General features: G+C 62.3%; 22 protein-coding genes. 18 read left to right on the top strand and 4 right to left on the bottom strand.

Annotated elements, in window-relative coordinates; all coding sequences use genetic code 11:
* Positions 1 to 3: 3 nt before the first annotated feature.
* From V9K93_RS02630 to V9K93_RS02600, 7 genes are all read left to right on the top strand, one after another.
* On the top strand, positions 4 to 567 hold the full coding sequence (locus V9K93_RS02630) for a TetR/AcrR family transcriptional regulator (RefSeq protein ID WP_337302033.1): 564 nt from the start codon (positions 4 to 6) through the stop codon (positions 565 to 567).
* A 110-nt stretch (positions 568 to 677) separates the two neighbouring features.
* A complete protein-coding gene (locus V9K93_RS02625) occupies positions 678 to 1,358 on the top strand; it encodes a DsbA family oxidoreductase (protein ID WP_088100497.1) in 681 nt (226 codons plus the stop codon).
* A gap of 106 nt (positions 1,359 to 1,464) precedes the next feature.
* Positions 1,465 to 2,025 carry an OsmC family protein gene (locus tag V9K93_RS02620; protein ID WP_049450039.1) on the top strand — a complete coding sequence of 187 codons (561 nt, stop codon included), beginning with the start codon at positions 1,465 to 1,467 and terminating at the stop codon, positions 2,023 to 2,025.
* 71 nt (positions 2,026 to 2,096) lie between these two features.
* Entirely contained in the window at positions 2,097 to 3,218 is a 1,122-nt protein-coding gene (locus V9K93_RS02615; RefSeq protein WP_049450041.1) for an alkene reductase, read from the top strand.
* Between the two features lie 40 nt (positions 3,219 to 3,258).
* The gene (trxA, locus tag V9K93_RS02610; protein ID WP_049450043.1) at positions 3,259 to 3,588 is read left to right on the top strand and encodes a thioredoxin; all 330 of its coding nucleotides are present in this window, start codon (positions 3,259 to 3,261) and stop codon (positions 3,586 to 3,588) included.
* 57 nt (positions 3,589 to 3,645) lie between these two features.
* Positions 3,646 to 4,011, top strand: a complete 366-nt coding sequence (locus V9K93_RS02605; protein ID WP_080356154.1) for a thioredoxin family protein — start codon at positions 3,646 to 3,648, stop codon at positions 4,009 to 4,011.
* Positions 4,012 to 4,126: 115 nt separating this feature from the next.
* Entirely contained in the window at positions 4,127 to 5,569 is a 1,443-nt protein-coding gene (locus tag V9K93_RS02600; RefSeq protein WP_337302032.1) for a dihydrolipoyl dehydrogenase, read from the top strand.
* Between the two features lie 76 nt (positions 5,570 to 5,645).
* Here V9K93_RS02600 and V9K93_RS02595 read toward each other — a convergent pair whose 3' ends face one another.
* Positions 5,646 to 6,317, bottom strand: a complete 672-nt coding sequence (locus V9K93_RS02595; protein WP_337302031.1) for a response regulator — start codon at positions 6,315 to 6,317, stop codon at positions 5,646 to 5,648.
* Positions 6,318 to 6,464: 147 nt separating this feature from the next.
* Between V9K93_RS02595 and dsbD the strand changes: the two genes are divergently transcribed.
* From dsbD to dsbG, 3 genes are read left to right on the top strand one after another with little or no spacing between them, the layout of a single operon-like run.
* Positions 6,465 to 8,441, top strand: a complete 1,977-nt coding sequence (dsbD, locus tag V9K93_RS02590; RefSeq protein WP_337302030.1) for a protein-disulfide reductase DsbD — start codon at positions 6,465 to 6,467, stop codon at positions 8,439 to 8,441.
* A 20-nt stretch (positions 8,442 to 8,461) separates the two neighbouring features.
* Positions 8,462 to 9,283, top strand: coding sequence for a TlpA disulfide reductase family protein (locus tag V9K93_RS02585; RefSeq protein ID WP_265953192.1), 822 nt, complete (start codon positions 8,462 to 8,464; stop codon positions 9,281 to 9,283).
* The gene (gene dsbG, locus V9K93_RS02580; protein ID WP_337302029.1) at positions 9,280 to 10,113 is read left to right on the top strand and encodes a thiol:disulfide interchange protein DsbG; all 834 of its coding nucleotides are present in this window, start codon (positions 9,280 to 9,282) and stop codon (positions 10,111 to 10,113) included. The genes V9K93_RS02585 and dsbG overlap by 4 nt, the downstream gene beginning before the upstream one ends.
* Positions 10,114 to 10,158: 45 nt before the next feature.
* On the opposite strand, the gene V9K93_RS02575 is transcribed toward dsbG, so the two are convergent.
* Both V9K93_RS02575 and V9K93_RS02570 read right to left on the bottom strand, forming a co-directional pair.
* Entirely contained in the window at positions 10,159 to 11,505 is a 1,347-nt protein-coding gene (locus V9K93_RS02575; protein ID WP_337302028.1) for an ATP-binding protein, read from the bottom strand.
* A 185-nt stretch (positions 11,506 to 11,690) separates the two neighbouring features.
* Positions 11,691 to 12,599 carry a LysR family transcriptional regulator gene (locus V9K93_RS02570; protein WP_265955852.1) on the bottom strand — a complete coding sequence of 303 codons (909 nt, stop codon included), beginning with the start codon at positions 12,597 to 12,599 and terminating at the stop codon, positions 11,691 to 11,693.
* Positions 12,600 to 12,754: 155 nt separating this feature from the next.
* Between V9K93_RS02570 and V9K93_RS02565 the strand changes: the two genes are divergently transcribed.
* The 5 genes from V9K93_RS02565 (at position 12,755) to V9K93_RS02545 (ending at position 17,109) form a co-directional block, all read left to right on the top strand.
* Positions 12,755 to 13,081: a type 1 glutamine amidotransferase family protein gene (locus V9K93_RS02565; RefSeq protein ID WP_337302027.1), complete on the top strand. Its 327-nt coding sequence runs from the start codon at positions 12,755 to 12,757 to the stop codon at positions 13,079 to 13,081.
* 3 nt (positions 13,082 to 13,084) lie between these two features.
* Entirely contained in the window at positions 13,085 to 14,278 is a 1,194-nt protein-coding gene (locus V9K93_RS02560; protein ID WP_337302026.1) for an MFS transporter, read from the top strand.
* 252 nt (positions 14,279 to 14,530) lie between these two features.
* A complete protein-coding gene (locus V9K93_RS02555) occupies positions 14,531 to 15,304 on the top strand; it encodes an SDR family oxidoreductase (RefSeq protein ID WP_265955848.1) in 774 nt (257 codons plus the stop codon).
* A 101-nt stretch (positions 15,305 to 15,405) separates the two neighbouring features.
* Positions 15,406 to 16,122, top strand: a complete 717-nt coding sequence (locus V9K93_RS02550) for a type 1 glutamine amidotransferase domain-containing protein (RefSeq protein ID WP_337302025.1) — start codon at positions 15,406 to 15,408, stop codon at positions 16,120 to 16,122.
* An 81-nt stretch (positions 16,123 to 16,203) separates the two neighbouring features.
* Positions 16,204 to 17,109 (top strand): LysR family transcriptional regulator, encoded by a 906-nt coding sequence (locus V9K93_RS02545; protein ID WP_265951469.1) that lies wholly within the window; start codon positions 16,204 to 16,206, stop codon positions 17,107 to 17,109.
* Between the two features lie 875 nt (positions 17,110 to 17,984).
* Here the strand turns inward: V9K93_RS02545 and V9K93_RS02540 are convergent.
* Positions 17,985 to 18,884, bottom strand: coding sequence for a LysR substrate-binding domain-containing protein (locus tag V9K93_RS02540; protein WP_265951468.1), 900 nt, complete (start codon positions 18,882 to 18,884; stop codon positions 17,985 to 17,987).
* Between the two features lie 127 nt (positions 18,885 to 19,011).
* Between V9K93_RS02540 and V9K93_RS02535 the strand changes: the two genes are divergently transcribed.
* From V9K93_RS02535 to V9K93_RS02525, 3 genes are read left to right on the top strand one after another with little or no spacing between them, the layout of a single operon-like run.
* Positions 19,012 to 19,572 (top strand): hypothetical protein, encoded by a 561-nt coding sequence (locus tag V9K93_RS02535; protein WP_265951467.1) that lies wholly within the window; start codon positions 19,012 to 19,014, stop codon positions 19,570 to 19,572.
* Positions 19,565 to 19,891: a hypothetical protein gene (locus V9K93_RS02530; protein WP_265951466.1), complete on the top strand. Its 327-nt coding sequence runs from the start codon at positions 19,565 to 19,567 to the stop codon at positions 19,889 to 19,891. The genes V9K93_RS02535 and V9K93_RS02530 overlap by 8 nt, the downstream gene beginning before the upstream one ends.
* Before the next feature lie 9 nt (positions 19,892 to 19,900).
* Positions 19,901 to 20,752: an MBL fold metallo-hydrolase gene (locus V9K93_RS02525; protein WP_265951465.1), complete on the top strand. Its 852-nt coding sequence runs from the start codon at positions 19,901 to 19,903 to the stop codon at positions 20,750 to 20,752.
* The last annotated feature ends 96 nt before the right edge of the window (positions 20,753 to 20,848 follow it).

Genomic DNA, 20,848 nt, shown 5'->3' with positions numbered 1-20,848 from the left:
GACATGCCTGTTGGCACACGCGACGCCTTGGTTCAGACCGCTGAAAACTTGATGCGAACCCGCGGCTACAGCGCTTTCAGTTACGCGGACCTGGCCGAGGTGGTGGGCATTCGCAAGGCAAGCATCCACCACCATTTCCCGACCAAGGAAGACTTGGGCGGGGCAATCGTGGAGGACTACATTGAACGTGTCCGCACCGAGTTCGATCGTGTTGAGGTTCAGCACAGCGATGTGGTTGCCCGCCTTGAGGCGTTCTTCCAGATCTTCAAATCTGGTGACGAAGGCCGCTTGCTCCCCCTATGCGGGGCGTTGGCGGCAGAAATGTCCGCCTTGCCGCCGAGTATGCAGCAGTTGACGCAGCGGTTCTTTGAGATGCAGTTGACCTGGCTTACCCGGATGCTTGAGCAAGGCATCAAGCTCAAGCAAATCCCCAAAGGCAGTGGGGCCAGGCAGAAGGCGTTTCTGCTTCTCAGTGTCTTGGAGGGATCCAGCTTCATCAACTGGGCCACCAAAGACGCCGACACGTTGAAGCCCGGCGTTATCCGGCTGATCGTCGAAAACGCCTGATCTTATCGCGGTGCCCCCTCAAGCAATGAGGGCTCGCACGGTATTCTTCTAAATGCGAAACCTACCAACTGAATGGTATGGCGAAGCTGTTTTGATCTACGGAGAGCTTCATGAAAACGGTCAAGGTGGACATCTGGTCGGACTACGTCTGCCCGTGGTGTTGGATTGCAAAAAAGCGCTTTGAAAAGGCGGTGGATGCGCTGGCAGGACAGGTCCAGGTTGAGGTGACTCACAAGGCCTATCGCCTTGCGCGAGGTGTCAAGCCGATGGACTACAAGACCGCGTTGTATCAGAAGCTGGGCGGTCCGGCGGGCGCAGATCGGATGATGGCGGCCGTCAGCACGAATGGCATCCTGGAAGGCTTGGTCTACAACTTCGACACCATGCGTTTCGGTGATACGACGGTTGCGCATGCGCTGGTCAAGAGTATCCGCTCCCCGGTGGTGTCCCAGCTGCTGAGCGAGCGCATCTACAAAGCAGCGACCACCGATGGCATCGACATCTTTGACCAGGACGTCCTGGCATCGCTTGCCAAAGAGGTCGGCGTGACGGACACCTTGTTCGAGTTCGACTCTGAGCGCATCGCCGCTGAGATCGGACGCGATGAAATGGATGCAAACCAGATCGCCAATGGCGTTCCGTTGTTCTTGTTCAACAACAAGGTGTTTGTCTCCGGTGCTCGAGAAGTGGATGTGTTCGAACGCGCCATCCTTGAAGCAGCCCGTGAGATGCCAGCGCCAATGAGTGTCGCCGGCGAAGGCGAAAGCTGCGGCATCGACGGCTGCCATTGAGCCTTCCGGACACGCAACGAGATATCGATAAATCTAAGGAAGTGGCTCGATGCCCTTCCGATGCACTCCAACGCGCCAAGGGCGCATTCTTGAAAGGACCATTCAAATGACCACCAACCTCAACGGCATTGACGTCTCTGCTCTTCAGGCTGTCGCACAAGAAGTCGCCGCAACCACTGAGCCTGCAAAGCGTAGTGCCCGTTTCAACGTGAAGACGAAGTGGGAGAACCAGACCCGCAGCGTTGCGACCGTGAGCCGGTATTCGATCCGCGGTGAAGAGTACAAGCGCCACTTCGAGATTGCCGCGGATGAACCGCTGGAGTTCCTGGGTCAGAACACGGCGCCGAATCCGCAGGAACTGCTCATGGCCGCCCTCAATGCGTGCTTGTCGGTGGGCTATGCGGTCAATGCTGCTGCCATGGGCATCACGATCCACAGCTTGGAAATCGAAACCGATGGCGAGCTCGATCTGCGCGGCGTGCTGGGCCTGGATGAGAGCGTCAATCCTGGCTACGACGAGGTGAGCTACGTGGTTCGGCTGCACACCGATGGATCGCGTGAGCAAGTGGAAGAGCTGCACAAAACCGTGACTAAAACCTCGGTGAACTACGCCAACTTCTCCAAGGCAATCCGCATGGTTCCGAAGCTGGAAGTCGTCGAGGGCTGAGCCCTGTCTCCATTCACAGCACCTGTAGCAGCAGCCCCTTCGCACTGCGTATTCAATAAAGAGAGACCATCATGAGCAAGCTGTTCACTACCTACGACCTTTCCGGCTTGCCGCTGGCAAACCGCGTCGTCATGGCCCCGATGACCCGGACCCGCACGCCGGAGAACATCCCGAGCGAGCTGACGGCGCTCTACTACGGCCAACGCGCCTCGGCCGGTCTGATCATCACGGAGGGCCTTCCGGTTTCCGACGAGGGCCGTGGTTACCTGTATACCCCAGGTCTCTACACCGACGAACAGACCGAAGGCTGGCGTAAAGTCACCGATGCGGTGCATGCCAACGGCGGCAAGATTTTTGCCCAGCTCTGGCACGTCGGTCGGCTGTCGCACGTCTCGCTGCAGCCGGGCAACGTCGCGCCGGTGTCGTCGGGCGACGTGCCGGCGACCACCACGATGGTCTATGCGTGGGTCGAGCCCGGCAAGGAAGGCCCAGTGTTGCCGAGCAAGCCGCGCGCCCTGACCACCGATGAGGTCAAGCGTGTCATTCAGGACTTCGCCTCGTCTGCGCGTCGTGCGATGGATGCGGGCTTCGATGGCGTCGAACTGATGGCCGCCAACGCGTTCCTGTTTGACCAGTTCCTGAGCAGCAAGCTCAATACCCGCACCGACCAGTATGGTGGGTCGATCGAGAACCGTCAGCGTCTGCTGCTGGAAACCATCGACGCGGTCGCGGCTGAAATTGGCGGCGACAAGGTAGGTGTTCGCGTGTCCCCGTTTGGTCGCATCTACGATATGGAGGCCTTCGAAGGCGAGGCTGAAGCGTGGGCAAGCATGGCCTCGGCGCTGAACGAGCGGACCCTGGCGTTCGTGCATCTGAACTACCAGACCACGATCTCGGCAGCGGGCACGCCTGCCGGCTTTGGCGCCGCGTTCCGGAAAGCTTACCAGGGCACGCTGATCGGTGCAGGCGGGTTCACCCAGGAGCTGGCCGAGGCGGAACTGGCCAAGGGCGAGCTCGACCTGATTGCGTTCGGCACCAACTTTATCTCCAACCCCGACCTGGTGGAGCGGATGAAGAACGGCTGGCCGCTGGCAAAGCCTGATCCGTCGACCTTCTACGGCGTGATCGGGGCAAAGGGCTACACCGACTATCCGACCTACGATGGCGCTCGCGCCGACGCAGCAGTCGTCTGATCAACCACCCCGCACGTGCGGGCCACAGATGAGGTGTGACATGGCAACCCGTAGCACAACGACTTTCGACTTCGAGTCCGACGTCCTTGAAAGCAAGACGCCGGTGCTGGTGGACTTCTGGGCCCCGTGGTGCCCACCTTGCCGAGCCATCGCGCCTTTCTTGGAAGAGATATCCGATGAGCTTGAAGGCAAGCTCCAGGTGGTCAAGGTCGATATCGATCAGAACCCGGAGTTGGCTCAGCGATTTGGGGTGCGGTCCATCCCTACCTTGAAAGTGTTCGTGGATGGCAAGGTCGCCAAGGAGATCGTCGGCGCGATGCCTAAGCAGGCTTTGCACGAGCAGATCGCTCCGTTCGTAAAGGGCGAGTAAGCCACAACCAAGCGGGCGTCCTCTATGGGGCGCCCGCGTAGCAAAGAAGGTGAAGCGATGAACACGTCCGTGCCTTCATGGGTTGGGAAGGTGGAAGAAGTGAACGCCATGGGATTCAACCGCATTGCGCGCTCCACAGCCGATCCTCTTCTGCTCTACATAGGGGCACCATGGTGTCCTCCCTGCAAGACGATGGAGCCTGCTTTCGCTACCGCCGCCGAGGCAATGGGCACAAAGGCCCGGTTCCTCAAGGTGAATGCAGCGACGGATCCGCAGCTGTTGGACTCGTTGAAGGTCGCTGCTGTGCCGATGCTCCTGATGTATGACGAGCAAGGTCAAGAAGTAGGCCGGCTCCTGGGCTCGTTGTCCGCACCGCGTATCGCGCAGTGGGCTCAGAAGCGACTCGATAGCGCACGCCAATAGTCGACAACCGAATACTCCCAAATGTTTGAATCGGCCGTTCACAAGTTGAGGTCGATTCATTCTCCGCCGATCGGGCTGCAATCCACTGCAATGCACTGGCGAAAAGAGGTATCAGATGACTCGTATCAAGGTTGATGTTGCAATCATTGGCGCCGGCAGTGCTGGCATGACGGCCTACCGCGCGGCCAAAGCGCATACCGACAGCCTTGTGGTGATTGAAGGTGGCGTCTATGGCACCACCTGTGCCAGGGTTGGCTGCATGCCAAGCAAGCTGCTCATCAGTGCCGCAGATGCTGCTCATACGCTGACGTTGGCGCCGAGCTTTGGCGTCATGCCTGGAGCAATCAAGGTCGACGGACGGGAAGTAATGGCTCGGGTGCGCCGCGAGCGCGATCGCTTCGTCGGCTTCGTTGTGGAGTCGGTAGAAGCGTGGCCGGAGGAACACCGGCTGCGCGGCAAGGCGACGTTCCTCTCCGCTCATGAGCTTCTGGTCGGATCATCTACCATCGTCGAAGCTGATCGCATCGTTGTAGCGACAGGGTCCAGCCCCTTCGTTCCGGAGGGATGGCGTGAGGCGCTGGGCGACAGGCTTCTTGTGAACGATGACGTTTTTGAGTGGACTGATCTGCCCAGCTCAGTGGCCGTTGTTGGCAGCGGGGTCATCGGCCTTGAGTTGGCACAGGCCCTGCATCGCCTTGGAGTGACGGTTCGCCTTTACGGTCGCAGTCGCTTCATCGGACCGCTGAGCGACCCAGTGGTTGCGGCGGAGGCCACGCGCATCTTCTCTGAAGAAGTTCCTGTGAGCCTGGGCGCAAAGGTCACACCCTCGCTCACGGAGGATGGTCGCGTATTAGTGGTCTCCGAGAATTCTGAGGGTGTTCGCAGCACCGAGACGTTCGACTTCTTGATTGCCGCGACAGGTCGTAAGCCCAACATGCTCGGAACCGGCTTGGACAAAGCCGGTATCGGTTTGGACAGCTACGGGCTGCCCATCGTCGACCGTGCTACCGGTCAGAGCACCTGCCCGCACATCTTCGTTGCCGGGGATGCCAATGGGATGGCCGATATCCTTCATGAGGCCGCAGACGATGGCCGCATCGCAGGCGACAACGCGGGCCGCTATCCAAACGTGCGCCCACGCCCGCGCAGGGCGCCTCTGGGGATCGTGTTTTCCAACCCCCAGATCGCGATGGCGGGCGCCACCTTCCGGCAGTTGACCGAGAGTGGCGCGGCCTTTGAGGTTGGAGAGGCATCGTTCGCTGATCAGGGGCGCAGCCGGGTCATGCTGGAGAACCACGGAGTGATCCGTGTCTACGCCGACAGCGCCACAGGAACCTTCTTGGGTGCGGAGATGGTCGGCCCATCGGCCGAACACATTGGCCATCTGCTGTCGTGGAGCGTTCAGCGGCGAGATACCGTCCAGCAGATGATCGACAGCCCGTTCTATCACCCGGTTGTCGAGGAAGGTGTTCGGACGGCTTTGCGTCAAATACAGCGCAAGCTGGTCATCCCACCGCCGCCGCCGGAAAGTTGCTTGGACTGCTTGCCAGGCGCGTAGGTTGGACCATAAATGGCCGTCAAAGTTGGGGGCAAGCAGATCGCTACACGGCCCCCTGCGTGGTGGTTACACATGATTAGCGAGGATCGCTGTCCAGCGCCCACCCAAGCCGGTATCCCATTCCCCTGGCTGTGCTGATGGCTTCGCTTCCCAGCTTTCGGCGCACATTGTGAATATGAACATTGAGGGTGTTTGTGCCGGACTCGGTTGCCAAACCGAAGAGTTTCTCAACCAATGCTTCGGGAGAGATCCACCTCCCGTCCGCACTAGCTAGCTCGGTGAGCAGGTCAATTTCCCTCCGCGACAGAGTGACCGGGTTGCCGTCCAGCCACGCCAAGCCGCTTGCGGGCTCCAGTTTGAGGGGCCCAGCAGCGACAGTCTGCGAGGTGCGACCTTGCGTGCGTCTGACAAGTGCATAAAGGCGCGCAGCGAGCTCCCGCAAGTCGAAGGGCTTGACGAGGTAATCGTCGGCACCGCCCTGTAGCCCAGAAACACGGGACTCGATGGCATCACGCGCAGACAGGATCAGCACCGGCAGGTGCGTCTCCACCGATCTAAAGACACTGATCAGATCCAACCCTTCGGCATCCGGAAGTCCCAGATCCAACACCACCGCAGCAAAGGAGTCATCAACGTAGATGGCTTCAGCATCTGACGCAGTGACCGCGTGCGTCACTTCAATGCCGAAGACTCTCAGCCCACTGCAAATTCCGTTGGCAATCAGCACGTCATCTTCGACCAGCAACACCCTCACGCGGCACCTGTATGGAATAGACCGCCGTCAGTATGCCCAAATGCGCTCTCGTAGCGATCGGTATCTGGGGCGAATCGCACTTAATTCTGGCTTAAGTGGCTGGTGGCAATCTCGGGCGTTGAAGAAGACTCTTGGAAGCGCATGCTGTTGTTCCGAACCATCGTCGTAGTGATTGTGCTCGCGTCTGCGAGCATCGCCGCCATGGGCGCCCCTGGCCTGAGTTGGCAACCTGGCCAGCAACAGGCGGACTTCCTGCCTGCGGAGTCAGTCTTTCGGGTGCAGCCGGCAACGACCGATGGAGTGGCCGGCATCAGAACCCTCGCCCGGGTCGCGGAAGGGTATTACGTCTACCGCCCCTCCTTGAAACTGATCGACAGCGCTGGGCGGGAGCAGACCCTGCGGTTGCCGAAGGGCGTGACCAAGCAGGACGAGTTCTTCGGCGAGACCGAGGTTTACACAGCGGGCGATCTGCACATTGAGTTGACCGGCGCCGCATCCGGGCCGGCGACCTTGCATTGGCAGGGCTGTGCGGACCAGGGCATCTGCTACCCGCCGCAGACAGTGGCGCTTGAGGTGCCCACGACTGCGCAGATGCCAACTGCTTCGGTGGATGAGGCCGTTTCAGAACGATCCACTGCACCGCCGGCAGGCAAGCGCATGGAACCGGCCGCACCCACTGTCACAACGCCCGCAGCAGTTGCCCAAGGTTCGCCGGATCAGACGGCCCCGAGCTTGCCAGCGGCCGATGGCACCCCGGTCCCCGTTGATGCCGCAGCGGATAGATTGCTCACAACAACTGTGCAGGACCATGACGGTGCTGCCGAGGACCAACGGACTGCCTCGCGCCTTGCGTCGCTGGGGCCAGTATCGGCTGCGGCGTTGTTCTTCGGGCTTGGACTGTTGCTGGCGTTTACGCCGTGCACGCTGCCCATGATTCCCATCGTCTCGACCATCGTGGTCGGCGTGCAGGCCACGCCACGTCGCGCCGCGCTGCTGTCCAGTGCCTACGTCCTGGCAATGGCCGCAACATATGCAGCACTGGGGGTCGCTGCGGGTCTTGCCGGGTCAAACCTACAGGCAACGCTGCAATCGCCGTTGTTGCTGGGCGCCTTCGCGCTGCTGTTTGCGGTGCTTGCCGCGTCGTTGTTCGGTGCATTCGAACTTCAGCTCCCGGCATGGCTGACTCGTCGCCTTGACCGGGCGGGGCAGCGGCCCGGAGGCAGCGTGCCCGGTGCTGCGGTCCTCGGACTGCTGTCGGCGCTACTGGTGGGGCCATGCATGACCGCGCCACTTGCCGGTGCGCTGCTCTACATTGGCCAGACTGGCAGCGCCTTCCACGGTGGGCTTGCGTTGTTCGCGCTTGGCGTGGGCATGGGACTGCCGCTGGTGCTGATCGCCGCGTTCGGCGCCCGCATTCTGCCAACGCCTGGGCCTTGGATGGAGCGCGTCCGGATAGCGTTTGGTTACCTGATGCTGGGGATGGCGATCAGCATGCTTTCGCGCTTCCTTCCTGCGTGGAGTGCGCTGATTCTGTGGGGTCTGTTGGCGGTCGCCGTGACCGTGGGGCTGGTCGCCTGGGGCGCGACGACGCAACGCCCGCGGCTCGCCTGGCTCGTGAGGTCGGTCGCCGCCTGTGTGGGCGTGTGGGCGGTCGTGCTGGTGGCCGGTGGTGCCTCGGGTGGCACATCGGTGCTACAGCCATTGGAGCACCTTGCCGGCGACCGGAGCGGGGCTGTAGTCGCCGGCAGTCGCCTGGAGTACAAACTGGCCAAGACGGTGCAGGACGTGGAGGCACACATCGCGGCCGCCGGTAGGCAAGGACAGTGGACCCTGATCGACTTCTACGCCGATTGGTGCGTGAGCTGCCACGTGATCGAGCGCAACGTCTTCGGCGACCCCGTCGTAGGCACGCGCTTGTCGTCGATGCAGATCGTGCGGCCGGATGTGACCCGCAACGATGCTTCCGACCAGGCGCTACTGAAGCGGTGGGGCGTGATGGGGCCGCCGACACTCATCCTGATTGATCCGGATGGTCAAGAGCGACGCGCGCAGCGCGTGGTCGGGGAGATCTCGGCGGCCGGCTTCCTCGGCCGCCTGGATGCGGCGGGCGTGCCGTGAACGGACTCGGTCCTGTATCGATGAAGATCCTGCTGGCGGTGGCGGGCATTCTCGCGGGATGGTGGGTGGCGCGACGGCTCGGGCGCTCGCCGGCGTCGGCGCCGCCGCGTGCCGCAACGTCGCTGTTCTTCGATGCCTTTTTGGTCGGTGCACTGTCGGCACGACTGGCCTACATCGTTCGCTGGTGGGACGAGTACGCGGCGGCGCCATGGAGCATGCTGACCGTCGGCGATGGCGGATTCGTGTGGTGGGTAGGCGCGCCCATGGCGATCGCTTTCATTGCGTGGCGCGCAAGACGCGCGCGCTCCACCGGAATTGCAGCGGGAGCGGGAGTAACTGCCGCGCTCTGCGTATGGCTGATGCTCTCAGGCGTTCACGGGCTGCTGCTGCGTTCAGCGCCGCCGCTACCAGAGCTGACCCTCGTCGATGTTTCCGGACAGCCGGTGTCGCTGCGCGATCACGCGGGTGCCCCGGTGGTGGTCAACCTATGGGCCACATGGTGCCCGCCTTGCCGGCGCGAAATGCCGGCGTTCCACGCAGCGCAGGCCCGCCATCCCGAAGTGACCTTCCTGATGGTCAACCAAGGCGAATCTGCGGCGGATGCAGAAGCATTTCTGCGCAACAGCGGCCTGCATTTCCCGCATGTGCTGCTGGATTCCAGCTCCTCCACGATGCAGGCGTTGAATACGCGGGCGTTGCCCACCACGGCCATGTTCGACCACGACGGCCGCTTGCTGGACATCCACCTGGGAGAGATGACCCGTGCTGGCCTGGAGGGAAAGCTACAGCGCTATTTCCCTTCGCATTCCCGTTCAACTACCACCTCCAAGGAATCCAAATGAAGCCATCTCAGTTTTTCAGCCTAGCCGCCGTGGCACTCGGACTCGGCCTGCTCAGCGGGTGCTCGCAGGCGGCGCCAGCGGGATCAGGCTCTAATGCGCCCACGCAAGGCATCAATCGTGAGGCCAAGCACGCTGGAGCTGGTCGTCCTGAGGTGCTGTCTACCCTCGAAGGCCAGGGTATCAATATCGTCGACAGTTTCGATGCAGGCCCTGGGCTTCGGGCGTTCGCTGGGTCGGCTGGTGATCGCCCAATCGGCGTCTATGTAACCGCCGACGGCTCTGCGATTGTGGGCACCCGACTCACGCCGCAGGGACAGCCGGCTGACGAGGAGACGTTGCAAGCGCTAGTTGCCCGTCCCATGGGGGAGAAGGCATGGGCGGAGCTGGGCAAGTCGGCATGGGTGCTGGACGGGAAGGCAGATGCGCCCCGGATCATCTACACCTTCAGCGATGCCAACTGCCCTTACTGCCATAGGTTCTGGGAGGCGGCCCGGCCTTGGGTGTCCGCCGGCAAAGTGCAGCTTCGGCACATCATGGTTGGCATGATCAAGGCCGATAGCCCAGGGAAGGCTGCGGCCATCATGGGGGCAGGCGATCCGTCGGCGGCGCTCCTGGAGAACGAGCAAAACTATGATCGCGGCGGGATCAAGCCCGTCGCTGCGGTTCCAGCTGGGATCAAAACCAAGTTGGACGAACATCAGTTGCTGATGTTTGCCCAGGGGTTCCGTGGCACGCCAGGGGTAGTCGTGAAGCTGCCCGATGGCAGCTTGAAGAAGATCAACGGGATGCCGCAAGGCGAAGATCTTGTGGACATCTTGGGGCCACGCTGACAACGGAGGGGAATCCGGGGCGGGCGGATAGCCCGATGGGGGAGTTCACGGCGGCAAGGTCGGCGCGTGCGCGGGCAGGTCCAGCAACACCTCTAGGCCGCCGCCGTCGCGGGCAACGAACTCCAACCGCCCACCGAAGCGCTCGACGATCGTGCGAACGATGGAGATTCCTAGACCCGAGCCTTCGGCGCCCGCCCTTTCGTGATCGCCACGCCAGAAACGCCGACCAATCTGTTCCGCTTGGTCGGCACTCAGCCCCTGGCCGCGGTCTAACACTGAGAGCAGGCAGCGGCGGCGATCCTTATCCCAGGACATTCGAAGAGCCACCTTGGTATCGACCGGCGAGTAGCGAAGCGCGTTGTCGAGCAGGTTCTTGACGGCGGTTTGCAGCAAGGGCCGGGGCATGGCAACGGTGATGTCCTCGCCGTGATCGCCCAGCTCGATCCGCGATCTCTGCTGCGGCGCTACAGCAAGCACGCTGTCGGCCAAGACATCGGCAAGCGAGACAGACGATTGTTCGAGCATGTCAGGACTGTCGGCACGCACCAACGCGAGCATTTGGTCCAAGGTGTGCCGCAGGCGCCGCACGCCATGTTGGGCATTGTCCAATGCGGGGGCGACCGCATCGCCTGTTGACTGGCGAGCCACCTGTAGGTGTGTGTCGATGATCGTTAGCGGTGTGCGTAGCTCATGAGCGGCGGCGTCTGTGAATGCCCGCTGGTTGTTTACCGTCTTCACCAGGCGTGCCACCAACGCGTTCAGGGATTGCAGCATCGGCTCAAGTTCGGTTGGGTAATGCGCAGCGTCGACCGGGACGACACTGTCGGCGTCTCGTGATGTCAGCTCCTGGGATAGCCTGGTCAGTGGTGCCAAGCCACGGCTGATGCCGATCCACAACACACCAAGTCCACCGATAACCGCGATCAGGAACGGCAGACCAGCGGCAATCAGCATCCGATCAGTCAAGTCCGACCGTTCATCGATTCGATCGGCTGTGGTGACCTGATACGCATCGTCTCGGAGCACGTAGATCCTCCACTCGGTGCCTGCAACGACTTTCGTGGAGAATCCAGTGGGAAGGCGCGCGGCCGAGTTCGTTGGCGGCTCGCCACGGCGAGACAGAACCTCTCCTTGCATGGTGCGGACCTCACAAGCAATGCCTTCATGCGCGGCGCTCTTCAACGCATGATCGAACTGGACTGCTGAGGCGGGGATGTCCAAAGATGTGCGAGAAACCAGCCCTGCTACCATCCTTGCCGACATCGCCAGTCGACCATCGAGGGTGTGTTCCAGCTTTGTCTGGATGCCACTGAGCATCCAGGTTGCCGCGCCTGCCCACAGCAGAAGTAGGGCGAGGCCGGTTAGCATCACAACTCGAAGTCTCAGACTCACGGATCGAACTCCTGACCAACAACGATCACGTCGACTCTCCTTGTTTTGTGAGAGTCAGCGCATGGCTCTCGACGATCTCCAGCCTCCGTCAGATGATATACGGCTCAATGCCAGTGTGTTCCCAGCAGTAACTGAGCGGGGTCCAACCTGCTTCGATTGAGTGGCTGGGTTCGAGCTTTAGGCTGTCATTGATCCCAAGGGGCCTGCTGCCAGCGCCTCAGTAGGAAGTCGCTGAAGGCCGTCAGTCGGCGGGGCACAGGCTCTCGCCGCACCCGCACGATGCTGATCTTCGAGGGGACGGCCTCCCAGTCCGGCAAAACGCGCACCAATCGCCCATCGCGGAGTTCCTCGTGGATGTCCCAGGTTTCGCGCAGCGAGACGCCCAGTCCGGCAAGGCACCAAGCGTGTAGGACGTCGCCGCTGTCGCTACAGAGCGTGCCGCTGACCGTGACAGACTTCTCCCGCCGGCCCATACGCAGCGGCCAGGTGTTTTGCAACAGCCCCGGATAGGCGAACACCAAGCAGTTGTGCCGCTCCAGATCTTCCGGCTGAGCGGGCTGTCCATTCACTTTTAGGTAGGCGGGAGACGCCGCAAGAATCCGCCGGTTGTCGGCCACGCGCCTCGCCACCAGGCGTGAGTCGGCCAGTTCGCCCATGCGGATCGCCAAGTCCAGATCGCCGCTATACAGGTCCTGCACCTGATCGGACAGGCGCAGGTCGAAGCCGACTCGGGGATGTAGACGACAGAAATCGTGGATCGCTGGGGCCACGAACTTGCGCCCGAACGGCATGGGGGCCGTCAGGCGGATGGTGCCGCTTAGTTCTTGGTTGCCGCCGGTCGCCAGTTCCTGCACTTCCTCCAGCACCGCTAGGGCCACGCGGGCACGCTCAGCGATAGCCCGCCCTTCGTCGGTGATGCGCAAGTTGCGGGTGTTGCGCTCGAACAGCGTGGTGCCCAGCGCCTGTTCTAGCCGGGCGATCTGCTTGCTGACCGTCTTGGGCGCGAGGTGCAGGTCGCGTGCGGCGGCGGAAAAGCTGCGCCGGTCCACCACATGCACGAACACCGCCAGATCATCGAGATTGCGCAGAGCCATTTGGGCCATTCCGGGGAAAGTGTTTGTCTATTTTGGTCATTTGAAGGATATATCGGATTCACCAGAATGAGGTTCCTTACCTCGCATACCGCAACGCGCACGCTCCCCTTGGAGGTGCCTGGCGGGGTGCACGACCCGCACCCAGGAGCCTTTCGATGACCCAACGCATTCTCTTCGTCCTGAGCAGCCACGACCGCAAGGGGCCGACTGGCGCCGCCGACACGGCTCCTGGTGGTTTCCGTGTTTCCAAACCCTCGCATCCGCATCGAGTGCTGGCTGACGCGCGCTATTACGACATCCTGCCGCTCCCGCTTGCCGATGCCGTGCAGGAACGCGGTATCCGGCAATGCCCGAACCGAATCTTCAGCAGAAGGGGGTTAGCCAGCGAGAGGCTGGTGCTGGACCAGAACCCGGCTTCGGCCAAGGGTGTGGCCGAGGCGATGCTGCCGCTGCTGGCAGCGGCATCCGTGGGTCGGATCTAAGCCATGAACGAGCGCATGCCTTTCGTCATCTACGTCTTCGCGCTTTGCGCGTTCGCACTGGGTTTCACCGAGTTCGTGACCATCGGGCTGGTCTCCACCATCTCCAGCCACCTGCATGTCAGCGTGGCCCAGGTCGGCACGGCGGTCACGGCCTATGCGCTGGGCGCGGTAATCGGTGCGCCGGGCCTGACCGCGCTGGCGAGCCGCTGGCCGCGCAAGCCGCTACTGCTGATGGCGATGGGGCTGTTCACGCTGGGCAACGCGGTGGTCAGCTTGTCGGATGCGCTGACGCCTTTGCTGATTGCTCGCTTCGCCTCGGGCCTGGGGCACGGCGTGTTCCTGGCCGTGGCCTCGAGCGTTGCCACGCAATTGGCGGGCCGGCATCGGGCCGGGGCGGCGGTGGCTGTAGTGTTCGGCGGCCTGACCTTGGCCCTGGCGTTGGGCGTTCCTCTTGGCACCTACCTGGGCGCCGTGCTGAGCTGGCAAGTCATCTTCATGGCGGTCGCCGCGAGCGGCGCGATTGGTTTCCTCGGCCTGCTTGCCCTGATGCCGACGGATCGGAACGACGGCTCGGCGCAGGCCAACGCAATGGATGGTCTCAAAGCCATGTTCAATCCGCGTCTGCTGGCCGGAGCCGGCATCACTGTGTTGGCCTATGCCGGGTCGTTCGCGCTCTACACCTACATTTCCCCGATCCTGCTGCAGGTGACGAACGTCAGCGAGAGCAGGGCCAGCCTGTTGATGCTGGGCTATGGCGTGATGGCAGCCATTGGCAACATCTGGGGCGGACGCCTGACCGACCGCAAGGGTGCGGACTTTGCCGTGATGATCGTACTGGTCGGCTTGGCAGTGGTGCTGCTGGCGATTTGGGTATCGGCACCGTCGTTGCCATTGATGGTGTTGTTGACGGGCTTGCTGGGTGCGCTGACCTATGCTGCGGTGCCGGCTTTGCAGGCGCGTGTGATCGGTCTGTCGCAGGTCCACGCGCCGCAGGCGCCGGCGGTGGCAGCTGGGCTGAACATCGCCGGCTTTAATGGCGGTATTGCGCTGGGTTCGCTGCTGGGCGGTGCCAGTCTGGAGGCGATGGGGCTGACCAGCACGGCGTGGGTGGGGGCGGTTGCCGTTGGCCTGGGGATCCTCTGGATGCTCTGGCAGATGCGGCGTCCGGCATTTCAGGTTGAAAGACTTGTGACCTGATCATTCCGCTGGCACCGGTTCGTGCCGGCGGGCAGCGTAGGCATCTACCCCGCCAGGAGCCACAAATGGGGCTGTCTTCATGGGATAGCTCATGGCGCGAGCCCTCATTTTCCGGTGCGAGTTGTGAAAGCCGAAGCCCAGCGTTCCTTCATTGGGCTGTTTTTCTGGATTATCTATCCAGTCAGTGACGGATTATCGCTTGGCAGGAGCCGCCTAAGCTCAACTCTCCGTGACTCGTGAAGGAGATTTTCCATGGCAGACCATTCCATCCGGGGCAAGGTTGTCCTCATCGCCGGCGGCGCCAAGAACCTCGGCGGCCTGATCGCCCGCGACTTGGCCGCGCAGGGCGCCAAGGCCGTGGTGATCCACTACAACAGCGCCGCATCCAAGGCAGATGCCGATGCCACCGTCGCCGCGGTGCAGGCCAGCGGTGCGCAGGCCGTGGCGTTGCAGGGCGACCTGAGCACGGCCGGTGCCGTCGAAAAGCTGTTCGCCGACGCTGTCGTGGCGGTCGGCAAGCCCGACATCGCCATCAATACCGTCGGCAAGGTGCTCAAGAAGCCCATGGCCGAGATCAGCGAGGCCGAGTATGACCAGATGACGGCCGTTAATTCCAAGACCGCCTTTTTCTTCCTCAAGGAAGCCGGCAGGAACCTCAACGACAACGGCAAGATCTGCACAATCGTGACCTCGCTGCTGGGCGCCTTCACCCCGTTCTATGCCGCCTACGCAGGCACCAAGGCGCCGGTGGAGCATTTCACCCGCGCGGCCTCCAAGGAGTTCGGTGCACGCGGCATCTCGGTCACGGCCATCGGCCCGGGCCCGATGGACACGCCCTTCTTCTATCCGGCCGAGGGCGCCGATGCGGTGGCCTACCACAAGACGGCCGCAGCGCTTTCGCCTTTCAGCAAGACCGGCCTGACTGATATTGAGGACGTAGTGCCCTTCATCCGCCATTTGGTGAGCGACGGTTGGTGGATCACCGGCCAAACTATCCTCATTAACGGTGGATATACAACCAAGTAAGCGTCCACGCCAGCCGCCGGGGCCCAGGTCCGGGCGACAGTTGAACTTTGGAGGGCACAGCCATGCCAGCATCTGACCTGAAAGTTGAAACCCGCATCGGCGTGAAGCGCAAGCCGCGCCGCATCCTGTCGATCGTCTCCAATACCGCCCAGCTGAAGGGCTTTGCGGTGGGCTTCTTTGGCGAAGAGATGACCCGCGCCTTCCTGATGTTCACAGAAGCCGGGCATCGGGTGGACCTGGCGTCTCCGGAAGGCGGCGAGGTCATGATCGACACGCACAGCGACCCGCGCACGCCCGGCGGCCCCTACGCCGACGACCTGGTCACTCTGGGCTTCGTCCATCACGCCGGGTTTGGCCCGTTGCTCAGGCAGACGCTGCCGATCAGTGCGGTGAACGTGGACGACTACGACGCGGTGTGGGTTGCCGGCGGGGGCGGGCCGCTGCTTACCTTCAAGGACGCCCCGGCGCTGCACGCGCTGATTGCCGACTTCTACGAGAAGGGGAAGATCGTCGCCTTGATCTGCCACGGCGCTTGCCTCCTGCTCTGGACGCGGCTGTCCGATGGCAGGTTGCTGGCCGAAGGCAAGACCTGGACCGGCTTCAGCGACGAGGAGGAGGACGAGGTCAACAAGGCCTTTGGCATGACCCTGAACGACTACACCATCCAGGGCGAAGCCGCCCGGATCCAGGGCACCACCTACCGCTGCCGGGGCGCGAACGAACCGTTTGCGATCCGCGATGGGCGCTTGATCACCGGGCAGCAGCAGTACAGCAGTGGGCTCACCGCCGAGCTGGTGCTCGATGCCTTGGACGAGTAGGGTCCTTGGACATGACGAGCACTCGCATGTGTGGGGGCCGTCGGTGTTATTTGGTGGTTGCGCGATCGTGGGAAAGGATGAATGGACAAACTCGGTCAGTACCGCATCTTCGTTCAGGTTGCCGAGATGGGCAGTTTCATCAAGGCCGCCCATGCGCTGGACGTGCCGCGCGCATCGGTGTCTGCTGCCGTCCAGCAACTTGAGTCAGCCATGGGCTCGCGCCTGTTGCACCGAACGACACGGCAGGTGCGACTCACTGCCGATGGCGTGCAGTTGCTAGAGCGCGTCCGCCTGTTCCTCTGCGACGCCGAAGACATCGAGCAGCTGTTCCATGCCAGCCAACGCAAGATTTCGGGACGGCTCAACGTGGACGTGCCCAGCCGCATCGCGCGTCGGCTGATTGCCCCTGCACTGCCCGGCTTCTTCCGTCGCTATCCCGGTCTCCAGCTGGCATTGGGCTCGACCGACCGAGCGATCGATCTCGTGCAGGAAGGCGTTGATTGTGCCGTGCGGATCGGCGCGCTGCACGACAGCAGTCTGGTCGCTCGTCCGCTGGGGCATATCGCCCTGGTCAACTGCGCCAGCCCGGGCTACCTGCGTGAGCATGGCATGCCGACTAGGCCGGAGGATCTGCTCCAGGGCCACTTGTCCGTGGGCTATGCCTCGCCTTCCATCGGGCGCAAACTTCCCTGGGAATACGTTGTGTCGGGCCAGGAACGGCTGGTCGCCGTAGCCAGCCGGGTGGTCGTCAACAACGCCGAAAGCTACATCGCCTGCTGCGTGGCGGGGATGGGATTGATCCAGATTCCCCGGTTTGATGTCCAGCACCTGCTCGACAGGGGCGAACTTGTGGAAGTCATGCCCGGCTTTCGCGCCGCGCCCATGCAGGTATCGCTTGTCTACCCCAACCGCAGGCAGCGTTCTCGCCGACTCAATGCCTTCATTGAATGGTTTGAGGCGCTGATGCGGCCCCACCTCGACCTGTGAGGCCTAGCCAGGTCGGCGATGGGATGGCTGGAACCAACCTTGGCCGGCTGTCAACGCAGCAGCGATGGACGCGTTGGATCAGACGTCCCCACCAATACGCCAGCGCGGCCGTATCAGATGCGGAGGTCTTGAACACGCCAGCGCTCGTGATGAGGAGGGGCGAGCACTCCTGCCATCGCCTCCATCGGGAGAATGAAGTGGCTTGGAGCGTTCCGCGCAAAAAGTAATATATATGTTTGCAAATATGCGGATTTAAGTAAGCTATATGTTTATGTCAAAGGCTTCCCGCGCAATCCAGTAACTTCCATGGTCTACCGCAGCTGCAATTTAGAAGCTTGGGGCGGATTCGGCTGTGGCCAGATTGAGGCGCGGAGAGTCCCTTAAAGCATGGGCCTAGCGACTGGGTGTTTCAGTGTCTACGTTGCTTCGCCTTGAGGCCGGTGACCCCTCCGTAAGAGTGGGCATCGTGGCCACAGCTCTGTGGCTTATTCAGCGAGACGATGATCCAGGGTGTTGGCCAGCCCGGAAAGAGATCTGGGGGGAGTTGAGCGTACGGGACGCGGTCGGGCTAGGTCGTGCACGTGCCCAGGCATCCGCCGAGGCTCGGGTGAGCAGGCGGAGGAAGGAGGATGAAGATCAAATTTGATCAGCTTTATCTGAGGATTCCGGATGATCTACAGCGCTTTCCGGCCATGGCTCTCCAGAGGACTCTGTTGCCGAGTTTCTGAGAGCACAGTTCCCAGCACAGTTGGATGTGACGAAGTTCGGCCACATGGTCGTCTAAGTGAATCATTCAACGAAGGGGCGCCTGCATAACCCTCTTAGCGGTAGGCCAATGCTGTCATTGCGAGCGCTCCTACGGCGTGGTCATCAAGTCAGTTTTCCATCCGAGCCGCGCGGGCCTCTTCCTGCAACCAGTGTGCAAACGCTTGCACTGGACCGGCAGTCAAACCGATCGGTTCGGACAGCACCAGGCAGAACGTCTTGGACACCGCCTCGCCTTGCGGCCATGGCGCCACTAGCCGACCTTGCTCCAGCTCTGTGTCCACGTAGAGGCGTGGCACCAAGGCGACCCCGAGGCCTGCAAGCGCTGCTTCAATCAACATCGCATGAAGGTCGAAGCGTGCCCCCACCGCTGGGTTGGTGAGGGGTATGCCTGAGTCCTTGGCGTAGCGGTGCCAGGCATCGGGGCTTTGTCGTCGGTGTAGCCGCGGCAGTTGGTCCAGCGAGACGCGAGCCTTTGCGCCATTGATGAGCGCGGGATGGCACACCGGCACCAGCACTTCCTGCAGCAGCGGGTATGTGCGCATACCTGCCCAGGCTGGGTGCTCGAAGTGCACGGCGGCATCGAATCCGCTGCCGGCAAGCGCGAACGGGTCAGTGCGCTCGGAAAGGTGCACGGTGATGTTCGGGTGCGCGCGACTAAACGCGGGCAGGCGAGGGATGAGCCATCGCAACGCGAAGGTGGGCGTGACGGCAATGTCCAGGCTTGCAGCGTCCTTCGGCTGGCCCATCAGGTATTGACTGTCGCGGTCCAAGCGGTCCAGCGACTCGCGGACTTGGGCAGCGTATCGCTCGCCATTGGGCAGCAGGCGGACGCGATTGCCGACCCGCTCAAACAGGGGGACCCCTAGGAAGGACTCCAGCCTGCCGATCTGGCGGCTGATCGCCCCCTCGGTGAGGGAAAGCTCTTCCGCTGCCCGCGCGAAGCTGCCGTGGCGGGCGGCGGCCTCGAACGCGGTCAGGGCGGTGCTGCTGGGAATCTTCCTGCGCATGGGGATTCAACGTGACCTTTTGTCACTGAAGCATACCGAAACATCGATTTGGTGGGAGCCAATGCAGGCCTAGCATGATGGGACATCAACAAGGGGCACGCGCACAAGCCGGCCCAGGAGTGTTCCCATGATCTACACCGTCGAATGCAGCTATTCCGACTCCGCCAGCGAGGATGAATGGAACGATTTCTACAGCCTGCACAAATTGCCTGCGCTCATTTCCGTGCGTGGGTTCCACACCTCGCAGCGCTTCCGGGCATGTGGTGCAGGGTGCCCGACCTACCTTGCCCTTCACTCGATAGACGGCCTGGAGGTCCTGCAAGGGGAGGAGTACGCCCGGAAAGGAGGGGGCAACTTCGCGCGCTGGCAGCAGCACATCACCGACTGGCATCGCAACCTATACAGTGGCTTGGATCGGGCCTTCGCCGTCGAACAGGGCGATTACCTCTTGGTGAGTCGCGTCGGCCCTGAGCCGCTCATTGCGATGGGGCTCCCCCCCGAGGCCATGCATGCGGTTGCGCTGGATCATGCGCCCGCAGCGCTCTGGCTTGCGCGCCTTCCGGCCGGGATAGCTCCAGCTGAGGAATTCCTTCCGAGTGGGGTGTATGCGTATACGCCTATGACAGCACAACTCAAGAGCGAGGCGATTGAAGGTCAACAAGGATCGGAGCAGCGCTCACATGCCTAGACTCACGATCTACTTCACCGAGGAAGGGATGCCGGCGGACAAGAGTCTGGTGGAGCTCACTGAGCGATGCGCGATGCTATGCACGGAGGTGCTTGGTGCTGCGTTGGACAACGTCCACATTCTCTACCTGGCTGCGCGCCAGGGACGGGGCCATCCGGCGTCCGCGGAACTGGCCTATCGACTGGGACCGGGGAGGACGCCCGAGCTCATGGACGAATTCATGCGGCAGCTCGACCTGGCCATCCAAGACCATGCAGGACTGACGGCGCGCATCCGTTGCTTTGGCTACGCCAGTGATTCCCTCCACGCACGAAACTGACGAGCGGCCATGAACGCATCCATCGTTGAACGGGCTCTGCCCACCCTCCAGATCGGTGGCTTCCTGATCCAAGCGATCAGCGATGGCCATCTGACCGCCAGTTTGGATCTGCTCTCCCACATTGATCCGGCCGAGGCCGCGCAGCTACAGCTGAAGGCAGGGGTCAGCGACCCGTCCTCGATCCACATCAACACCTACCTGGTGCGTGGGAAGGACCGCACGATCCTCATCGACGCCGGTGCCGGGGGGATCAAGGGCTGGGGAGGGAAGCTGAGGGGCAATCTGTTGCGAGCCGGTGTGCAGCCCGCGGATGTGGATACGATCCTGCTCACGCATGCGCATCCTGATCATGTTGGCGGTCTACTCGATGCTCAAGGTCACCCCGTCTTCCCCAATGCGGAGCTGCTCATACACCCACGCGAGCTGGCGTTCTGGGAGGACGACGGCAACCTTGCCCGCAGCAATGATCGTGCCCGGGGCAACTTCCTGCTCGCACGGCAGGTGTTCGCCGGATACCGCCGCAACTTGCGCTTGTTGGCCGAGGACGATGTGCTGCCCGGTATTAGTATGGTCCCGCTGCCGGGCCATACGCCCGGGCACACTGGCTATCGGGTGGAATCGGAGGGCCGCAGTGCGTTGATCTGGGGTGACATCGTGCATTTCCCCCACATCCAAATTGCCAGGCCCAACGTATCCATCGCGTTCGACCAGGATCCGCAGCGGGCTGTAGCGGCCCGTTCAGCGCTTTTGGATATGGTCAGTGCAGATCGGTTGATCGCGGCCGGCATGCACTTGGGTGAGCTGGGGTTTGCTCGCATCCAGCGCATCGGAAGGAGTTATGCCTTCACCTACGCCGGATGAAGAAGGACTGGTTGTTGTAAGGGCAGCGTCCGCTCCTGGCCGAAAGCAGCCGTCCAGGACGGCGCCTAGAGTCGGAAACAAACTATGCGCTAAGCC

This window comes from Stenotrophomonas sp. CCNWLW162 (genome assembly GCF_037203745.1).
In the GTDB taxonomy this organism is placed as follows: Bacteria; Pseudomonadota; Gammaproteobacteria; order Xanthomonadales; family Xanthomonadaceae; genus Stenotrophomonas; species Stenotrophomonas maltophilia_AQ.
This window is presented reverse-complemented; position numbering and strand designations above follow the sequence as displayed.

What these genes read in the sequence shown, in the direction of transcription:
- V9K93_RS02600 (WP_337302032.1), top strand. Translation starts at nt 4,127, where the DNA reads ATGACTCGTATCAAGGTTGATGTTGCAATCATTGGCGCCGGCAGTGCT.
- V9K93_RS02540 (WP_265951468.1), bottom strand. Translation starts at nt 18,884, where the DNA reads ATGCGCAGGAAGATTCCCAGCAGCACCGCCCTGACCGCGTTCGAGGCC.
- V9K93_RS02545 (WP_265951469.1), top strand. Translation starts at nt 16,204, where the DNA reads ATGGACAAACTCGGTCAGTACCGCATCTTCGTTCAGGTTGCCGAGATG.
- dsbD (WP_337302030.1), top strand. Translation starts at nt 6,465, where the DNA reads ATGCTGTTGTTCCGAACCATCGTCGTAGTGATTGTGCTCGCGTCTGCG.
- dsbG (WP_337302029.1), top strand. Translation starts at nt 9,280, where the DNA reads ATGAAGCCATCTCAGTTTTTCAGCCTAGCCGCCGTGGCACTCGGACTC.
- V9K93_RS02570 (WP_265955852.1), bottom strand. Translation starts at nt 12,599, where the DNA reads ATGGCTCTGCGCAATCTCGATGATCTGGCGGTGTTCGTGCATGTGGTG.
- V9K93_RS02565 (WP_337302027.1), top strand. Translation starts at nt 12,755, where the DNA reads ATGACCCAACGCATTCTCTTCGTCCTGAGCAGCCACGACCGCAAGGGG.
- V9K93_RS02555 (WP_265955848.1), top strand. Translation starts at nt 14,531, where the DNA reads ATGGCAGACCATTCCATCCGGGGCAAGGTTGTCCTCATCGCCGGCGGC.
- V9K93_RS02605 (WP_080356154.1), top strand. Translation starts at nt 3,646, where the DNA reads ATGAACACGTCCGTGCCTTCATGGGTTGGGAAGGTGGAAGAAGTGAAC.
- V9K93_RS02615 (WP_049450041.1), top strand. Translation starts at nt 2,097, where the DNA reads ATGAGCAAGCTGTTCACTACCTACGACCTTTCCGGCTTGCCGCTGGCA.
- V9K93_RS02535 (WP_265951467.1), top strand. Translation starts at nt 19,012, where the DNA reads ATGATCTACACCGTCGAATGCAGCTATTCCGACTCCGCCAGCGAGGAT.
- V9K93_RS02620 (WP_049450039.1), top strand. Translation starts at nt 1,465, where the DNA reads ATGACCACCAACCTCAACGGCATTGACGTCTCTGCTCTTCAGGCTGTC.
- V9K93_RS02630 (WP_337302033.1), top strand. Translation starts at nt 4, where the DNA reads ATGCCTGTTGGCACACGCGACGCCTTGGTTCAGACCGCTGAAAACTTG.
- trxA (WP_049450043.1), top strand. Translation starts at nt 3,259, where the DNA reads ATGGCAACCCGTAGCACAACGACTTTCGACTTCGAGTCCGACGTCCTT.
- V9K93_RS02625 (WP_088100497.1), top strand. Translation starts at nt 678, where the DNA reads ATGAAAACGGTCAAGGTGGACATCTGGTCGGACTACGTCTGCCCGTGG.
- V9K93_RS02585 (WP_265953192.1), top strand. Translation starts at nt 8,462, where the DNA reads ATGAAGATCCTGCTGGCGGTGGCGGGCATTCTCGCGGGATGGTGGGTG.
- V9K93_RS02530 (WP_265951466.1), top strand. Translation starts at nt 19,565, where the DNA reads ATGCCTAGACTCACGATCTACTTCACCGAGGAAGGGATGCCGGCGGAC.
- V9K93_RS02525 (WP_265951465.1), top strand. Translation starts at nt 19,901, where the DNA reads ATGAACGCATCCATCGTTGAACGGGCTCTGCCCACCCTCCAGATCGGT.
- V9K93_RS02560 (WP_337302026.1), top strand. Translation starts at nt 13,085, where the DNA reads ATGAACGAGCGCATGCCTTTCGTCATCTACGTCTTCGCGCTTTGCGCG.